The sequence below is a fragment of the Sphingopyxis sp. SE2 genome (assembly GCF_032227185.1).
Lineage (GTDB): Bacteria > Pseudomonadota > Alphaproteobacteria > Sphingomonadales > Sphingomonadaceae > Sphingopyxis.
On sequence record NZ_JAPMXW010000001.1, the window covers coordinates 1,021,898 to 1,038,437 of the forward strand.

The 16,540-nt window shown below is 63.9% G+C and carries 15 protein-coding genes and 1 pseudogene; 11 read left to right on the plus strand and 5 right to left on the minus strand.

The genetic code is table 11. The features are described 5' to 3' along the window. Positions 1 to 54: 54 nt before the first annotated feature. Positions 55 to 718 (minus strand): annotated as a pseudogene (locus tag OVY29_RS04795) (GcrA family cell cycle regulator); the annotation flags it as partial. A gap of 118 nt (positions 719 to 836) precedes the next feature. Here OVY29_RS04795 and OVY29_RS04800 point away from each other — a divergent pair. Then, complete coding sequence (locus OVY29_RS04800) at positions 837 to 1,709, plus strand: ABC transporter permease (protein ID WP_313911051.1); 873 nt, start codon at positions 837 to 839, stop codon at positions 1,707 to 1,709. Positions 1,710 to 1,855: 146 nt separating this feature from the next. On the opposite strand, the gene hspQ is transcribed toward OVY29_RS04800, so the two are convergent. Next, a complete protein-coding gene (hspQ, locus tag OVY29_RS04805; RefSeq protein ID WP_037555607.1) occupies positions 1,856 to 2,230 on the minus strand; it encodes a heat shock protein HspQ in 375 nt (124 codons plus the stop codon). A gap of 178 nt (positions 2,231 to 2,408) precedes the next feature. Here hspQ and OVY29_RS04810 point away from each other — a divergent pair, with 178 nt between their 5' ends. Both OVY29_RS04810 and OVY29_RS04815 read left to right on the plus strand, forming a co-directional pair. Next, on the plus strand, positions 2,409 to 3,035 hold the full coding sequence (locus tag OVY29_RS04810; protein WP_247594864.1) for a Yip1 family protein: 627 nt from the start codon (positions 2,409 to 2,411) through the stop codon (positions 3,033 to 3,035). A 121-nt stretch (positions 3,036 to 3,156) separates the two neighbouring features. After that, positions 3,157 to 4,341, plus strand: a complete 1,185-nt coding sequence (locus tag OVY29_RS04815) for an SGNH/GDSL hydrolase family protein (RefSeq protein ID WP_313911052.1) — start codon at positions 3,157 to 3,159, stop codon at positions 4,339 to 4,341. A gap of 24 nt (positions 4,342 to 4,365) precedes the next feature. On the opposite strand, the gene OVY29_RS04820 is transcribed toward OVY29_RS04815, so the two are convergent. Together OVY29_RS04820 and OVY29_RS04825 are read right to left on the minus strand one after the other, a co-directional pair. Then, complete coding sequence (locus OVY29_RS04820; RefSeq protein ID WP_313911053.1) at positions 4,366 to 6,201, minus strand: sodium:proton antiporter; 1,836 nt, start codon at positions 6,199 to 6,201, stop codon at positions 4,366 to 4,368. A 174-nt stretch (positions 6,202 to 6,375) separates the two neighbouring features. Then, positions 6,376 to 8,295 carry a TonB-dependent siderophore receptor gene (locus OVY29_RS04825; protein WP_313911054.1) on the minus strand — a complete coding sequence of 640 codons (1,920 nt, stop codon included), beginning with the start codon at positions 8,293 to 8,295 and terminating at the stop codon, positions 6,376 to 6,378. A gap of 64 nt (positions 8,296 to 8,359) precedes the next feature. On the opposite strand from OVY29_RS04825, the gene OVY29_RS04830 reads away from it, so the two are divergent. Further along, positions 8,360 to 9,265: a LysR substrate-binding domain-containing protein gene (locus OVY29_RS04830; RefSeq protein WP_313911055.1), complete on the plus strand. Its 906-nt coding sequence runs from the start codon at positions 8,360 to 8,362 to the stop codon at positions 9,263 to 9,265. A gap of 45 nt (positions 9,266 to 9,310) precedes the next feature. Here OVY29_RS04830 and OVY29_RS04835 read toward each other — a convergent pair whose 3' ends face one another. Then, a complete protein-coding gene (locus OVY29_RS04835; RefSeq protein ID WP_037555611.1) occupies positions 9,311 to 10,054 on the minus strand; it encodes a DUF899 family protein in 744 nt (247 codons plus the stop codon). 901 nt (positions 10,055 to 10,955) lie between these two features. Here OVY29_RS04835 and OVY29_RS04840 point away from each other — a divergent pair. From OVY29_RS04840 to OVY29_RS04870, 7 genes are all read left to right on the plus strand, one after another. Then, entirely contained in the window at positions 10,956 to 12,209 is a 1,254-nt protein-coding gene (locus OVY29_RS04840) for a phage integrase central domain-containing protein (RefSeq protein ID WP_313911056.1), read from the plus strand. Positions 12,210 to 12,291: 82 nt separating this feature from the next. Then, positions 12,292 to 12,699 carry a hypothetical protein gene (locus OVY29_RS04845; RefSeq protein ID WP_313911057.1) on the plus strand — a complete coding sequence of 136 codons (408 nt, stop codon included), beginning with the start codon at positions 12,292 to 12,294 and terminating at the stop codon, positions 12,697 to 12,699. Beyond that, positions 12,696 to 12,908: a hypothetical protein gene (locus OVY29_RS04850; RefSeq protein WP_313911058.1), complete on the plus strand. Its 213-nt coding sequence runs from the start codon at positions 12,696 to 12,698 to the stop codon at positions 12,906 to 12,908. Before OVY29_RS04845 ends, OVY29_RS04850 begins: the two co-directional genes overlap by 4 nt. Continuing rightward, on the plus strand, positions 12,905 to 13,345 hold the full coding sequence (locus OVY29_RS04855; protein WP_313911059.1) for a hypothetical protein: 441 nt from the start codon (positions 12,905 to 12,907) through the stop codon (positions 13,343 to 13,345). Before OVY29_RS04850 ends, OVY29_RS04855 begins: the two co-directional genes overlap by 4 nt. Next, entirely contained in the window at positions 13,342 to 13,644 is a 303-nt protein-coding gene (locus OVY29_RS04860) for a hypothetical protein (protein ID WP_313911060.1), read from the plus strand. Before OVY29_RS04855 ends, OVY29_RS04860 begins: the two co-directional genes overlap by 4 nt. 193 nt (positions 13,645 to 13,837) lie before the next feature. Next, positions 13,838 to 14,011, plus strand: a complete 174-nt coding sequence (locus OVY29_RS04865; protein ID WP_313911061.1) for a helix-turn-helix domain-containing protein — start codon at positions 13,838 to 13,840, stop codon at positions 14,009 to 14,011. A gap of 471 nt (positions 14,012 to 14,482) precedes the next feature. Next, positions 14,483 to 16,459 carry an AAA family ATPase gene (locus tag OVY29_RS04870; RefSeq protein ID WP_313911062.1) on the plus strand — a complete coding sequence of 659 codons (1,977 nt, stop codon included), beginning with the start codon at positions 14,483 to 14,485 and terminating at the stop codon, positions 16,457 to 16,459. Positions 16,460 to 16,540: the final 81 nt, after the last annotated feature.

The window sequence follows — 16,540 nt, forward strand, 5'->3', positions numbered from 1 at the left end:
AGCGCGCGGGCGAATTCGAACCTGCCCGAAGGGCCTCACCGACGCGCTTAACGAACGGGGCCAGCCAGAAGGGCGGGGCGAGGGCAGGCGGCGCGTGCCGCGCGGAAGTTGCGCCTGATAGGCGCGGCCGCAATGCTCGACGCAATAGGGGAAGTGGGTTCACCGCCTCGCCGCAGAATGGAAATCGGGTTCGCCCGGATGCCCATCGGCCAGCGGCAGATGCGGTCGTTGAGGTCGAGCAGGCTGGTCTTGTCGGCGATTTCGTACTGGCTTCGCGGGCACCAGCCGGCGCAGCGGCGCAGGCGGGATTGGCGCCTGCTGGTCGCCGGGGCCTTGGCGGATGAAGCCGCCGGGCCGATCGAAACGATGCGCGGCGCATCGGGCTTCGGCGCGGCTTCGGCGCCATCCGTCCCCGATGCCTGGACCGGCGGTTTGGGTTCGGCTTTCGGCGCTGCTGCCACGGGGCGCGGTGCCACCGGCGCGGCGGGCGCGGCGCGGCGGCGGGCGCCGCGGGCTTCGGCGCGGCCGCCTTGGCCGGTTTGGCGATCTTGTCGGTCGCCTTGACCGGCGAGGGGCGCGACTTCAGGCCGAGGCGGTGCGCCTTGCCGATCACCGCATTGCGGCTGACCCCGCCGAGCTCGTCGGCAATCTGGCTGGCGGTCAGGCCCTTTTCCCACATGCTGCGCAGCTGTTCGATGCGCTCGTCAGTCCATGACATCTAAAAATTCCTCATCATTCCACGCCGCGGGCCATATCGTCGTATCGCGACCCTTTCGGATCGATGTCGCGACGGCCCAGCTTGCGGTAAGATCGGGGAGGCGATAGGCGAGAACGCCATGAACGACCAGCCCCAAATTTCGAACCCCGACTCAGCAAATATCCGCTCGGGTCCGGCTTTCGCCGAACCCGGCGTCCCGCACATCCACACGCTGAACGTGCCGGGCATGCAGGCGCTATATGTCAAGGAGGTGCGGCGCTTTTTCAAGGTCCAGCTCCAAACAATCTGGGCTCCGGCGATCACCACGCTCCTTTTTCTCGTCATTTTCACCGTCGCGCTCGGTGGCGCGGGGCGCACCGTCATCGGCGTGCCCTTCGCCGATTTCATCGCGCCCGGCCTGATCATGATGGCGATGCTGCAGAACAGCTTCGCCAATTCCAGCTTCTCGCTCCTCGTCGGCAAGATCCAGGGGACGATCGTCGACTATCTGATGCCGCCGCTCGCGGTCGGCGAACTGATCATCGCGCTCGTCGGCGCCGCGATCACGCGCGCGATCCTCGTCGGCTTCGCGCTCTGGCTCGCGATGCTGCTGTGGCCGGGCGTGCATGTCGGCACCGATCATTTCTGGGCGGTCGCCGTTTTCGGCATCCTCGGCGCGATGATGCTCGGTTTCCTCGGGCTGATGACCTCGGTGTGGGCGGAGAAGTTCGACCATGCCGCCGCGGTGACCAATTTCGTCGTGACGCCGCTCGCGCTGCTCTCTGGCACTTTCTATTCGGTCGACAAGCTGGCGCCCTGGTTCCAGACGATCGCGCACGGCAATCCCGTCTATTACGCGATTATGGGCTTTCGTTACGGCTTCATCGGCACGGTCGATTCGACGATCGCCAATCCGGTGCTGACCGCGGTGCTGGTGCTCGTCGCGGTCAACATCCTGCTCGGTGTGATTACCTACCGCATGCTGGCGTCGGGCTGGAAGCTGAAGGCCTGATCTTGCAAGTCCTCCCTGTTGCGCTGCAATGGGGACGGGGACCGCTCGCGTAGCGAGTAGTGGAGGGGCCGTGTCACGAGCCCCTCCGTCAGCGCTTCGCGCTGCCACCTCCCCATGCCTGCGGCACAGGGAGGATCATTTTCCATTTAATGCCTGTGGATCGCGCGGACGCGGTAGCGGCCGTGATCGAGCCCGTCGAACATCGCGTCGATCTGCGGATGGTCGATGGGCCCGCCGTCGCCGTCGGCAACCAGATTCTGCTGGCTGACATAGGCGATATAGGATGAATCGCCGTTTTCGGCGAGCAAATGGTAATAGGGCTGTTCCTTGGCGGGGCGGATTTCTTCGGGGATCGCCTCATACCATTCGTCGGTGTTCGCAAAGACGGGGTCGATGTCGAACACGACGCCGCGAAAGTCGAACATGCGATGGCGCACGATGTCGCCCGGCGCGAAGCGCGCGCGGCCGATCAGCGGCGCTGTAACGGTTGCGCCAAGGGCGGAAGAGGACTCGGGTGTCATAAGGTCAATCTATGGCTGTTTACGCCTGTTTCAAGTCCGTTACATTCACGTCGGCCGCGATTTGCCGAATCGGCTGTGATCAGCGTTACAGATGGACTGGCCAATCGGGCTAAGTTGCTCCTCTGGCTTGTGCATTTCCCGTTCGGGTTGCGGGCCGCACCTTCAGGGGAGAAGCATTATGGCTGACGTACCACCCAATATCTCCGGACCCGCATCGGGCATTGTCCAGCGCGTTAAGGATATCCTGCTCAAGCCGAAGGAAACATGGCCGGTGATCGCGGCCGAGCCGGCGACAACGCAGTCGATCTACGTCCCCTATGTCGTCGTGCTCGCCGCGATCGGGCCGATTGCGCAGTTTATCGGCGGGCAGGTCTTCGGTTTCACCGCCTTCGGGGTCACCTATCACCCGCCGATCGGTACCGCGCTGGGCTCGGCGGTCCTGTCCTATGGGCTGTCGCTCGCAATGGTCTTTGTCCTTGCGCTCGTCATCGACGGGTTGGCACCCAATTTCGGTGGGCAGAAGGATCAGGTGCAGGCGCTCAAGGTCGCGGCCTATTCGGCAACCGCCGGCTGGGTCGGCGGAATTTTCGGGTTGATCCCGGCGCTCGGCCTAATCGGGATGCTGTTCGCGCTCTACGGGCTCTATCTTCTCTATCTCGGCTTGCCGGTGCTGATGAAGGTGCCGCTGGACAAGGCGCTCGGCTATACCGCCGTTGTCGTGATTGTCGCGATTGTCCTGGTATTCATTGTCAGTGCGATCGTCGCTTCGCTGACGGCGCCGTCGCTGCTCAGCATCCGGGGCTAGCCGTGGTCTGATATTATCATATATATCACCTCTTCAGCGGCGCGGACGATCTGCCTTTCGGCCGCTATGCCCGGTCCGCTGCGACCAGCCCGGGGACGCGCCGCTGAACAGGGAGTATGTGATGTCTCATCCTTGGAAGTTCTTCGCTGCCGCGTCGGCTTTGCTGCTGGTCGCCGCCGCCCCGGCGAAAGGCGAATGGACGCCGGCCTGGTCGGCGAGCATGTGGGAAGCGGCGAACGAGAAGCAGAAAGTCGCGGTCGACGATGCGACGCTGCGCTTTGCCGTTCGCGTCGGCGCTGCGGGCGACGGCGTCCGGCTCCGATTGTCCAACGAATATGGCGAGCCGCTGCTCATCGGCGCGGCCAGCGTTCGAAAGCCGGGTGAAAAGGCGGTGCCCGTCCGCTTCGGCGGTCAGGCGTCGGTGCGCGCATCCGCCGGCACGACCCTGGTCAGCGACGCGGCGGAGCTTCGCGTCGGGGCGTTCGATGTGGTCGAGGTTTCGGTCTATCTTCCCGATGCCGTAAAGCTGAACACGGTCCATGGCGCCGGCGGGGCCCGGACGCAGATATCGGCGCCGGGCGATTTCACGCGGGCGGGCTTCGTCGCGGTGCGCACAGCTGATACCCGGCCGCTGCTCGCGGGCGTCGATGTGCTGGGCAAGGCCCAGCGGCCGGTCGTCGTCGCCTTCGGCGATTCGATCACCGACAATCCGGGATGCGCCAACGACGCCGTGCCGATATGCCGGTGGGGTGACGTGCTCGGCCGCCGCCTCGCGCGGGCGGGCAAGCCCCATGTCGTCGTGACGCAGGCGATTTCGGGCAACCGCGTCATTTCGCGCGGCTCGGGACCCAGCGCGGTCGAACGCTTCGATCGCGACGTTCTGGGGCTGCCGGGCGTGACCCATGTCGTCATTCTCGAAGGGGTCAATGATATCGGGGGTTCGGGCCGTCGGCGCCCCGACGGCACGGCCGCGCCGACCCTGTCCTATGACCATCTGATCGAAGGCTATCGAACGCTTGTCGCAAGCGCGCATCGGCACGGTATCAAGGCGATCGGTATGACCATATTGCCGTTCGAAGGCGCCAATTATCACACGGCGGCGGGCGAAGCGATGCGCCAGCGCGTCAACGACTGGATCCGCACGTCGGGCGCGTTCGACGCCGTCATCGATATGGAGAAGTCGGTCGCCGACCCCGCGAATCCCAGGCGTCTCGATCCGGCATTGCATCGCGGCGACTATCTGCATCCCAACGGCCATGGTCAAACGCGGATCGGCGAGGCGATCCCGCTCGACCTGTTCGAATGAAGCGGCTCCCTTCGAGACTATAACCTACGGCGCGGCTCCGGAAGGCGCGTTGTTCGATCGGGCGGACGCTTCGGATATGGGCGGCGCTTCGGGCGGAACGAATGTCCAGATCACATCCTCCGGCTCGATCGTAGGGCGCCTGTCGCTCGAGAAGATGACGAGCTCGCCCGACGCTTTCGCAACGGCGAGGCTGTCGCCGCCGTTCGCCTTCATCCGCGCGACAAAATCATCATAGGTGAATTTCTCCGTGATGCGCGTCCGCCCGAAACTCCAGCCGGCCTGGAGGCGGTCGAGCAACTCCTCGATCGGCGTGCCCGCAAGGGTGAAAATGCGGCCGCGGCGCAGGCCCTTCAGGCGCGATTGTCCGCCGGTGCGGCTGACGCGGTCGGCACCGATCTCGGGCGCAAGCTCGCTGCAGACGAGGGCGTTGTAGCTGTCGCTGCCGGTCGCCGCGATCAATTGGCGATACTGGCCGAGTTCGATCTCGTCCTCATGCGCCTCGTCGAGAATATTGCCGTGATAGACCGGAATGTCGGCGCGGCGTGCGCGGCGGAGCGCGAGCTTGTCTTCGTCGGCGATCAGCACGTTGCGTTCTTGCCCCTTCACGAACTCGGCAAAGGCGATCGTCCAGCTGTTGGCACCGACGAGCAGGACGCCGTTGCCCTTGCCGCGATCGAGGTCGAGCAGCCGCGCCACGGTTCCCGCCGTAAAGCCGTGCGCGAAGATCGTCACGATCACCACGCCAAAGCCCAGGGGCACGAGCGCCTCGGCGCCCGGAACGCCATAGTCCGTGAGGCGAAGCGCGAAGAGACCGGTCACGGCGACCGCGACGATGCCGCGCGGCGCGATCCACGCGACGAACAGGCGCTCGCGTAGCGGGATGCGCGTGAAGAGCAGCGCGGTCATGATCGTGAGCGGGCGGACGACGAAGAGGAGCAGCAACAGGAACAGGACAAAGCGCAGTTCGAAATTGCGGACGACCTGCCAGTCGAGCGTTGCGGACAGAATGATGAAGACGCCCGACACGAGCAGGATCGTCAGATCTTCCTTGAACCGCCGGAGCATGTGGCTTGAATAGGTTTCGCGATTGGCCATCACGACTCCCATCGCTGTCACGGTGATGAGCCCCGTCTCGTGCATCACCAGATCCGACAGGACGAACACTCCGATCACCGACGTCAGCAGGATGGGTGCCTTAAGATACTCCGGAATCCAGCCGCGGAGATAGGCCGTGGTGAGGGCAAAGCCGGCCGCGGTGCCGAGGAGGATGGCGAGCAGGCTTGCCGCCGCGACATCGATGACGACCGTGCTTGCCGCCGCGCTGCCGCCGTGGGTGATATAGCTGTAGACGCCGACGGCGATCAGCGCGCCGATCGGGTCGTTCACGATCGCTTCCCACTTGAGCATGTGTTTGACACGCGGCGGAATGTTGAGCGAGCGGAGCAGCGGGGCGATGACGGTCGGCCCCGTGACAACCATCACGCCGCCGAAGAGCGCCGCGAGTTCGAGCGGCAGGCCCGCGCCATAATAGGCGGCGGCGGTGCCGAGCGCCCAGCCGAGAGGGACGCCGATGAACACGAGCATCAGCACCGCGGTGCCGGCCTGTCGCAGCTCGCGGAACTTGAGGCTGAGTCCGCCCTCGAAGAGGATCACCGCCACGGCCAGCTTGATGATGGGCTCGCGCAGCGCGCCAAAATCCCGCTCGGGATTGATGAAGCCCAGAATCGGTCCCGCGACGATCCCCGCGATCAGCATCAGGGCGATCGCGGGCCGCCCCGTTCGCCAGGCAATCCACTGGGCGCCCAGGCCGATGATGCCGATGAGCGCGATTTTGACGAGTAGCGAGTCGATTGCGAACATATGGGCAAGTTATGCGGGAAGGGCGCTATGGTTCCCGCCTCGATGCGCCGTCGGGTATCGCGTCTTTTCGCCGATGCTCCGGCCGGGAGCCCCGCAGCGTCGTGCCGCGGAGCATGTAAGGGCTGCAGCTGGATGCTCCGATGCCATATCCGGTTTCCTGTTTCGACGGATCGATTACAGGTCCATTGTAATTCTGGCCGCGATTTGTCGAGGCTGAATGTAGACGAAGGCATTGTCGCCCGCGACTTCCCAACCATAAGCGTTGAACAGGTTCGTGGCCTGGATACGAAAGACGGCGGTCGATCGGCCTATGGCGAAGCGTTGGCGCAGTCCGATATTGACCGTTGTATAGGATGCGACGTCAACAAGGTTCAGCCTGTCCGCGGTGTTCCGCCCGACATGCTCGACGGTGGCATCGATTGAGGTCGGGGATGACGGCCACCGCCAATCGACGCTGGCGACGATCTTTCGCGACGGCACGTCGATCGGCCGACGGCCGATCGCGCCGGACGCGGCTTCGTCGCCCCTGACGCGTGCCCGGATAAACGACCCGCCCGCGACCAGCGTCAATCCGGGCGTGGGCGAACCGCTCAGCGACGCCTCTATTCCGCGGTGTCGCACCACACCCAGCCGCCGGAAGAAATTACCTCCATCGACACCGAAATAAGGTCGTTCGATATCGAATGCACCCGCGATCAGCGTCATTCCGCCTGTGCGCAACTTCACGCCGGCATCGACTTGCCGCGTCCGGATCGCAGGCGGTGCCTCGTCGCGGTTCACCGCGGTTTCCGGTGCAACATCGCTCTCCTCCAGCCCGCGCGCGAAGGAAGCATAAAGCGATATCGCGGGGGCGAGATCGATCGTCGCGGTCGCGTTGATCAGCCACGGCGTATCGCGTGATTCGGGCGCGGGGCCGTTCGGCGTGGTCACCCGCTTGCTATAGTCGACCTTCTGCGCACCGATGCTGAATTGTCCGAGGCGCTGTACCCGCAGCTGATAGTCGAGACCGATCGACCATTGCCGAACGCGGTCGTTGGACTGCGCCGCGAAATCGAAGTCCGGCCGGGCGACATAATCGGCTTCTCCGAACGGTGCGGATCCCAGCGAGCGCCGGATCGAACCGCCGTACCGCCGGTCTTGGGCGCGCCCGCGCGCGACGAGCTGGATGCGATGTTCGAAGGCACCGGTAGAGAAACTGCGCGCGACGCCCAGCTCGCCGCTTGTCGAAACGCCGGTCCGGCCCGGATAGGTGCTGACGATGCGGTCGGCCGGCGCCCCCAAGGGGGCGGCGCGCAGAAAGATATTGTGTCCCTCGCGCACCGCGTTGTCCGACCGGAACAGTCCGGCGCGCACCGCAAAGCCGGCGATGCCGGTGCGGCCCATCGCGCCGAAGGTGTAGCGCTCGGTCTCGACATCCGCCCATTTCTGACCCAGAAACCGCCGCCGCGTCAGGCGGCCCGGCGTCTCCGCGCCGTTTCCCAGGATGATGGGATAGATGTCCTCGTCGGCGATGCGCGTGCGGCTTCCGAACAGCTTCAGATCGGTTCCGGCTGTGGGCCGCAAATGCGCGATCGCGGCGAGGTTGGTGATGTCGGCGTTGTTCCCCGAAGGATATTCGCTCCGGCTGAAGCTCGCGCCCCCTCCGAGGTTCAGCACGTCGTTTATCGGCAGTGCGGCGTCGATCTCGACCAGTGCACCACCCCAGCTATTGGCCTGGATCACGCCGCTCAACATCGCGTCCTCGCCGGGCGAACGAAGGCGATAGTCGACGACGCCCGATGGCGCCGGAAAGGGATAGCTCACCGCCGAGGGGCCGACCCTGATCCGGTTGCCTTCGACAAGCCTGGGCGAAAAATCGCCTTGGCGGTCGAAATACAAGCCCTCCAGGCGCACATTGCCGGCGTCGATCGGCGAGAAGCCGCGTACCGAGTTCGGACTGTAGATGCCGAGCGTTTCGCCGCCGTCGTTGGAACCGAACGCGTCCTCGGCGTCGGCGATCGCGTTGTCGTCCGCCCTCTGGGCGAACGCGGGTGAGTGAGCCGGTAGGGCGACAAGCGATGCGGCGATACCGGCTATAGTTCTGAATCGTGCCATGCACACATATTCACACCGCGAATGACGCTTGACATTACACAAGGGTCGCAGCGATCGTGTGTGTATGGCGCACAGCTCATACGATCTCCCGCCGCTCGACGGCCTGACCGCGATGCTCGCCGCGGCGGAGGAAGGATCGTTCAGCGCGGCGGCGGGGAAATTGGGGCTTACCCACGGCTCGGTCAGCCGCCGGATCGCGGCGCTCGAGCACTGGCTGGGAGCGTCGCTCTTCGAACGCCATGGTCGGGGCGTCCGGCTCACGCCGGCGGGACTGCGATTTGTCAGGGACGCCCGGCAGAGCCTCGGCCGATTGTCGCACAGTGCCGAGCAATGGCGGCCCCGACGCGGCCGTCAGACGGTCCGGATGTCGGTCGTCCCGTCCTTCGCGCGGCTCTGGCTGCTGCGCCGCCTCCCGGCCATCGAGCAAAGCGATACGCATATCGACCTGTCGCTCGATCACCGGATGACCGACCTCGACAGCCGCGAAGCCGAGGTGGTGATACGCTATGGGCGCGGCACATGGGTCGGCGTCGACGCGCGGCAGATCGTCGAGGAAATGCTCGCGCCCGCCGCCTCGCCCGGGCTGCGCGACCGGATGAGCGCCGCGCCTGTGATCGACGAACTGCTTCAATGGCCGTTGCTGCACGACTCCGATACATCGCAGTGGCGGGCTTTTCTGAGCCGGGCAGGGGTATCGTACCGGCCGCGCTGGCAGGACCGGCGCTTCGAGGATTATGATACCGTCCTCGCCGCGGCGGAGGCGGGGCTCGGCGTCGCGCTCATTCGCCAGCCTCTCGCGGCCGACTGGCTGACCGACGGCCGGCTGACGACGATAACGCTGCAGACGATGGCGAATCCCGCCAGCCATTTCGTTTGCGTGCGCGCGGGCGAAACCCGTCAGGCCGTCCTAACCGTGCGCGACCGGATTCTGGCGCTCGCGGCTGAAGACAGGTTGGAAAAAACGGCGTAATCGCCCGGCGCCCCGCGCCGCCTGACGGCGCGGTTCTCCTTCGGGTCAGTTGCCCAGATCGTCCGAAAAACCGGCTTCGAGGCGCTGCCATTGCCCGATGGGACGCCCATCGCTGCGGAAGGGGTGCACCTTTTCATTTTCTCCCCAGCCTTGCGGCCAGCCGGGGGGCGAGATTTCCTGCTCCTCTTGCCGTCCATAGACGGTGAGGTCGAGGAGCCTGTAGCTATTGTCCATCGCCTCGACCCCGCGACGCGTCGTCCAATAGGTCTCGAAGACATCGGAGCCGCGGCGCAGATAACAGATGAGGTACATGCTGCCCGCCTCGCGGCCGGCCAGCAGGGTGTCGAGCCCCTCCGTCACTGAATACCATGGCATGTTCCATCCCATGAAATCGCGATACCGGCTGCTCTCTTCATACGGACCTTGGCAGAATGTCGCATAGGTCGCGTCGCGCGAATGGATGTAGCTGAGCTCGCGCACCTGCGAGGTGAACCAGCTGCATCCCTGGCATTGCCTTTCCGCGGGCCGGCCGGTGAACCACATATAATAATAGGCGATCAGCATTCGCCGGCCCTCGAACGCGTCGAGCAATGTCGTGGGGCCGTCCTTGCCGATCAGCCGCGCGGCGCCGTCGACCGCCACCATCGGCAGCCGGCGCCGCGCCGCGGCGATTTCGTCGCCGGCGCGCGTATGCGCCTTTTCGCGCGCGCGCAGTTCGTCCAGTTGCGCCTGAAATGCCGCCCGGTCCGCGATCTCAGGCGTGGCGGCTTCACCTTCGGCTATGTGCATCTTTCTCTCCATATCTTATGAGGCCCGCCGACCGGCACGCATCACGCCGCCGGGAAGGCACGCGGCCCGTATACCAGCGCTCGGCCATGGCGAGATCCGCGACGAGCAACGAAGGATAGATTTTCTCCACTTTCATTTTTGGCATCTCCGGCTTTCCTCGCCTGTGATCGCGGCGTGGCCTTCCTTCCATATACCGCAGGAGGAGGCCTTGGTTCCGTGCATGGGTCGCGCAGGACATGCGTATATGGCGCATACCGAACGGTGCGAATTCATCCACCGTCGGCGCGTCACGGGGCCGGTTCCACGCGCGAAACTCCGGACGATCCAGCGTCCGGTTATCCGGGCTGGTTGTACATTTCGGTCGGTCCGGGATACCCGATTGGCGCCGCGGGCGAATGCACGCCGATCACTGCTCCATTTGGTCGCCGAGCATTTCACCGAACTCGGTCAATGCCGGACCGAACACGCGACGCAGAGCGCCACGGCTGCCACCCGCGACCTCCTTGGCCAATTCGGCACCGGGGCCAGATAGTTCTACGCTAACATCAACCATACCCTCACCCCCGCGATTGGCGCTTGTTGAATGAGAGGATCAAGGCGCATCGTTGTCAACGCCTGACCAAGCTACCTAAGCGAATCTCAACGCCCGCAAATTTACGTGCATTGTCCGAAATTAGGATGGGGCTTAGGACGGGGATGGTCGAAATCCCCAATTTTCAAGCATTTTCAATCCACTAGGAAAGGAAAATGGAGGAGAGTGAGTCCTCCAAACTATGGGGACGGGCGGCGCCGACGTGGGACAGAGAAGCACGGAAAAGCAGGGTTAAGTCCTGCGGTAGGTGCCAGAGGGGGCCACAGCGCGCCTTGACATGCCAACGAATATGTGGGCATTAATGTTGGCATGGCACGATCCTATTCTGACCTTACCGCGAAAAAGCTCATCAAAGAGCACCGGGCCGCTTGCGAGGCAGGCGAGCGTGCTGGCACGACCAAGTATAGCTGGGGGCAGGGGCTGGTCCTTGCCGTGGGCCCGTCTGGCAATGCCTCATGGATCGCCCGCATTACCGCCCCAGGCGGCAAGCGCCGCGATATTGGCGTGGGCAAATACGGCGAAGTGTCGATTGAGGCGGCGCGCGCTGCTGTTCTCGATCACAAGCGCATTGCCCGACAGGGGCAAGATCCGAAAGCGGTAAAGGATGCCAAGAAGCAGTCCGAGCGGAACCCCATTCCGACGTTCGAGGTCGCAGCCCGCGCCGTTCATGGCCAACGCAAAGGCTCGTTCCGCAATCCCAAGCATCGGGATCAGTGGATCAACTCGCTTCAGAATTACGCTTTTCCGGTCATCGGCAAGCTTCGCGTTGATGAAATCGGCATTCCGGCAGTCACCCGCGTCCTACGGCCGATCTGGCTGGAAAAGCCGGAGACTGCCCGACGCGTTCTCCAGCGCGTGGCGGCGGTTGTGGCGTGGTCGGTCGGGGAGGGGCATCGCGACCACGAGTTGCCCGTTAATGCCATCCGAATGGGTCTTGGTGGGCACGCGACGAAACAGTCGAATTTCGCTGCCGTGTCGGTGGAGGATGCGCCGACCACATTCAAGGCTCTCCAAAGCTCGGACAGCATGTCCGCCCGATGCCTGATTTTCGCAATCCTGACCGCAGCGAGGTCAGCCGAAGCGCGGGGCGCTCGGTGGCCTGAGGTTGATTGGGTAGCCAAAACGTGGACCATCCCGGCGGAACGCACGAAGACGGCGACGGAGCACGTTGTTCCGCTGTCGCCGCTTGCGGTTGAACTGCTGAAAGGCCATCCGGTCGTTGCCAACAATGACGAGCTGATTTTTCCCGGCGGGAAGGGCAAGCCTCTCACCGATGTTGCGTTATCCAAAACCCTGAAAGTCGCTGCGCCGGCTGCCACCGTTCACGGCTGGCGGTCCACCTTCCGGGATTGGGCGGCAGAGCGGACGAACGTGCAGAATGAGGTTGCAGAGGCCGCGCTTGCTCACATCGTCAAGAGCAAGGTGGAAGCGGCGTATCGGCGCACGAAGTTTCTGGAAAAGCGCCGCCCGTTGATGGCGGCATGGTCCGAGTTCCTGACAGGAGCCGCGGCAGAAATCGTTGATTTGAACGAAGCAAGGAAAATGAAGGAATCGACCGGCTGACCCGGCGATAAAGCGGACGACGGAGGTGTTGGAAGCACCCCCGCCGGCCTGACCACAAACCGACTAAAGAGGAGTCGAGAATATGGCTGGAATTGCCGATAGCACCCGTGCGCCCGATGGCGCCACAGCAATAAGGACGAAAGATGACGCGGCAATAATTGCCGCATGGGATCGCAGGGCCGCAGCCTTTGCGACCCTTCAAGAACTGCCCGACAATCCGCGAGGCGACGGCGAGACGCCCGAGCGCCTTGCCCAATGGGCCATCGTGGACGTTGCCGAGGCCGAAATCTGCACCAGCGTTGCTGCCACGCCACGCGGCGCAGAAATCCAGCTTTGGTGCGCTGCCGTTTATCAATTCGACGCCGCCGAGGACGAAGGCCCCTGCTATCGCGGCGACCTCGATTACTTCACCGCGCAGAACGACCGGCTCGACTGGAAAGACAAGCTGTTGATCGCCGCCCTTCGCTCGCTCCGGGAGCAGGGCAAGTGAGCGCCGTCGTTCTGGCCGAGGGCGTTCCGACCTTCGAAGATCGCGCAGGCGGTGAGTTTGTGGTCGTCACCTTCCCCAATGGCGCGGCGCTGGTGATGAGCCGGGGCGAATTGTTCAACGCAGGCCGGTTGATGCGCAACCACGCCGTCGCGCAGTTCGAGCAGCAGCAGGCCGACATTCTGCAATTCGGGCAGGGGCGGCAGGCATGAGCGCGGCGCACAATAGCGGGCTGATGGCGTTGTTCACGGCAACCCCGCAGCTGAAAGGGTGGGAGGCCGCCGCCGCCCGCCGAGACGCACGAAAAATCGAACGGGAACGTCACGGTCGGCTGCGCCTGCAGGTGTTGGCGGCATACCACGATGCGCTCGCGCGCTCCTATCTTGCTATGAGCGAGCGGGTGACGTTTGGTGTGGACGACCCGGACGCCATTCGCCTTGCAGGGCAGCACGAACTTGCGGCCACCAAGTTGGTCGGCCTGTTCGACGATTTCATGCGCCTTCCAGCTTCTGGAAAGGTCGAACGAGACGAGCGCAGGAAACTGATGCGCAAAGTCGCGGAGGGTGTCGGCGGGTCAACTTGCGCGCTGTCCACTTTTCGTGACCGAGAACCCAAGTGGCGATCCCTGCTAACCGGAGACGGGGTATGAATAAGCCCGTCACGATCAACGAGCTGGCCAATGCTGGCCCGCCCCCGGCCGCCGTCATGCGGATGCTCGCATCCCACAGCCGCGAGCAACTGGAGGGATTTATCGAGGTCGCGCTGTCGCTGCTCGACCTTGCCGACGGCGACCCCGACATAGAGCCGAACGGCGACGAGGAGGACGGGACGGGCGCGGAGGACGAGCAAGGTGCGCACACCTGCGATGCCTCCGGTCCCGGCTGCGCGGTCAGCGATCCCGACAGCGCCGTCGATGACCTTGGATGCGACCCCGACGAAGGACATTGACGCCGCGGACGGCGGTGACTTGGCTGAATTGACTGCGCGGTGGGTTTCGGCTCGCCGCGCCTGCTTATCAATAACTGACTGAATTGACTGGGGAGTCTCCCCCAGTTTTGACGGTTTTGAGTTCTATAGATCGAGCCTTAGGGTCGCCACATGGCCTGCAAAGGCGCGCCAATGGAGTTTTAGGATGGAGCGAGTGACATTATCCGTCCGACAGGCGAGCGAGCTTACCTCGCTCTCCGAACGGACAATGAAGCGCATCGTCGCAAGAGGCGATGTTAAATCGGTGATGATCGGGCGTCGGCGCCTCGTCTTCATGGACAGTCTGCAAGATTTCCTCGAAGCGGGGACGCCAGCAGGGCGCGCATGATGCGAGGTTCCCCCGCACATGACGGCGTGTCCAAGATGACGCCACAGCGTCGATGGGCGCAGGCTCACCCTAAGGAGCGGTGGGCACAGGCGTCGTTGCGTTCGGCGTTGCGTCGAGGTCTCATCGAGCGCCAGCCTTGCGTCGAATGCGGCGACCCGAACGTTGATGGTCATCACGATGATTACGATAGGCCGATGGACGTGCGCTGGTTATGTCGCCGCCATCATCGCGCTGTTCACAGCAAGGGCGCTCGGTAATGGAGAGCGAAGGCTCCCCCTATATTCAGATTCGCAAGGACGGCCCGTTTTTTAGGATGGCCGTGTGTCCGGCAGACGCCGTGCCGCCCGCGGCTGCGCGTCCCGGGACATATGCGAGCCACCAATCGGCCGCGATGAATGCCGAGATGCTGCGCGTCGCAACAGGCTTCCCGATAATCGATCGAACTCTTCGGAGCGGCGAGGAGCGGCTGCCGTGACTATCGCCCAGGACATAACTCGGCACTATGGCGGCGATTGGCACGGCTCCTATGGCGCGTTTCCGACACCGGGGCACGGCCGAACCGACCGCGGAATGACAGTAAAGGACGCACCTGACGCGCCCGATGGCGTGCTGGTCCATAGCTTCAACGGTGGCGACCCCTTGGCCGTCAAGGATGAATGCCGCCGCGTCGGCCTCCTGCCCGGGCGCGAGCAATCGAACGACTGCCTGCCCCGTCAGACTGCTAAGTATGAATATGTCGATGGTGACGGCGTTGTCCTCTATCGCACGGTTCGGATCGAACAGGGGGGCAAGAAGAAGCGGTTTCAGGCGCAGCGACCGGATGGTCGGGGAGGCTGGAGCAACGGGATCGGCGACGTCGCCCGCGTGCTCTATCGTCTACCGGAAATCAAAGCGGCGCTGAGCGGCGGCGAGATGCCCCGTGTGTTTCTCGTCGAAGGCGAGCGTAAGGCCGACAAGCTAGCGTCGTGGGGCTTGGTCGCGACGGCGTGCGCTTTCGGCTGCAAGGGCTGGCGCAAAGCATATGCCGACGATCTCGCCGGGTGCCAGATCATCATTCTTCCCGATAACGACGATGAAGGACGTGCTTTCGCCGCGCGGGCCGCGAGTGACATCAGCAAGGCGGGCGGCACCGCGCACATTGTCGAGCTACCGGGACTGCCGGTGAAAGGTGACATTATCGACTGGTCGGGAACAGCAGACGATCTGGCGCAGTTGGTCGACACGGCGCTCGCTCCGATCGCCACGACATTCCAGCTGGCCGACCTTGCGCGATGGGACCGCACAGAGCCGCGCCCGAAATCATTTATCATGCCGGGATATATCCCCGCCCGCGAACTTACACTCGCCACTGGGGCAGGGGGCGCCAACAAGTCCACGTTCGGACAACAGCTCGCTACCTGCGTCGCAGGCGGAATTCCGATGCTCGGTATCGACGTGATTCAGGGCAACGCTCTCTATATCACCGCTGAGGATGACGAAGAACGTCTGCACTGGATGCAGAAGCATATTTGTGACGCGGTCGGGGTCGGCATTGCTTCCCTTGCCGGTAAGCTGCACCTTGCATCCCTGCGCGGTCGGCTGGGCAATGAGCTGGCGACATTCGACGCCGAGAACAAGCTACGTCCGTCGCCCTCCTTCCAGATGCTGCGCGCGACGATCGAACAGTCGAAGGCGCAGCTAGTTGTCCTCGATAACGCCGCGCATCTGTTTGCGGGCAATGAGAACGATCGCCAGCAGGTCACGGCATTCGTCAATCTGCTCTATTCCCTCTGCCAAGATCTCGGGGCGACGGTGATCCTTGTCGCGCATAGCAACAAGGCAGGCGACACCTATTCGGGTTCCACGGCCTGGCTGAACGCCGTGCGGTCGCAGATCGTGCTGGGGCGCCCCGAGAACAGCCACGATCCCGACGAACGCCTCCTGACGCTCGGAAAGGCAAACTATGCGCGGCAGGGGCAGGAACTCCGGTTCCGCTGGCACGATTTCGCGCTCGTCCTCAACGATCAGTTGCCCGCGGACACGCGCGCTGCGATCGCCGCCAATGCTGCCGCCTCGGCAGCCAATGAAGCGTTCCTCGCTTGCCTGCGGTCTCGCAGCGGGCAGGGGGATGGGCGCCGCGTTGGACCGTCGCCGGGACCGAACTATGCACCTTCGCAATTCGAGGGAATGCCACAGGCGAAGCATTACAAAAAAGCGGATCTCAAGCGGGCGATGGATCGCCTTTTCGAGATCGGCAGAATCAAGTCCGTTACGTTCCGCGACACGGCAAAAGGGCGCGACGTGACGGTAATCGAGGAGGTCGTTTATCCTACCCCGAACGCTACCCCGAACGCTTCCCGAACACTTCCCCCAAACTATCCCGAACCCGCAGAAAACGGTCCCCCCGCACACACTGTATATACTACGTATATAGAGGGCGCGGCCGCAGGGGCCGCCGCACCCCCATGAAAATTGGCTCCTGAGATTCGCCAATTCGAGCAAGGAAGGAATTCATCATGTGCATGCCCAAGGCCCCAGACATTCCCGCAC

Excerpts from the sequence above, each read along its gene's own strand:
- OVY29_RS04860 (WP_313911060.1), top strand. The coding sequence starts at position 13,342 with ATGAATAAGCCCGTCACGATCAACGAGCTGGCCAATGCTGGCCCGCCC.
- OVY29_RS04840 (WP_313911056.1), top strand. The coding sequence starts at position 10,956 with ATGGCACGATCCTATTCTGACCTTACCGCGAAAAAGCTCATCAAAGAG.
- OVY29_RS04815 (WP_313911052.1), top strand. The coding sequence starts at position 3,157 with ATGTCTCATCCTTGGAAGTTCTTCGCTGCCGCGTCGGCTTTGCTGCTG.
- OVY29_RS04835 (WP_037555611.1), bottom strand. The coding sequence starts at position 10,054 with ATGCACATAGCCGAAGGTGAAGCCGCCACGCCTGAGATCGCGGACCGG.
- hspQ (WP_037555607.1), bottom strand. The coding sequence starts at position 2,230 with ATGACACCCGAGTCCTCTTCCGCCCTTGGCGCAACCGTTACAGCGCCG.
- OVY29_RS04820 (WP_313911053.1), bottom strand. The coding sequence starts at position 6,201 with ATGTTCGCAATCGACTCGCTACTCGTCAAAATCGCGCTCATCGGCATC.
- OVY29_RS04845 (WP_313911057.1), top strand. The coding sequence starts at position 12,292 with ATGGCTGGAATTGCCGATAGCACCCGTGCGCCCGATGGCGCCACAGCA.
- OVY29_RS04830 (WP_313911055.1), top strand. The coding sequence starts at position 8,360 with ATGGCGCACAGCTCATACGATCTCCCGCCGCTCGACGGCCTGACCGCG.
- OVY29_RS04810 (WP_247594864.1), top strand. The coding sequence starts at position 2,409 with ATGGCTGACGTACCACCCAATATCTCCGGACCCGCATCGGGCATTGTC.
- OVY29_RS04855 (WP_313911059.1), top strand. The coding sequence starts at position 12,905 with ATGAGCGCGGCGCACAATAGCGGGCTGATGGCGTTGTTCACGGCAACC.
- OVY29_RS04825 (WP_313911054.1), bottom strand. The coding sequence starts at position 8,295 with ATGGCACGATTCAGAACTATAGCCGGTATCGCCGCATCGCTTGTCGCC.
- OVY29_RS04800 (WP_313911051.1), top strand. The coding sequence starts at position 837 with ATGAACGACCAGCCCCAAATTTCGAACCCCGACTCAGCAAATATCCGC.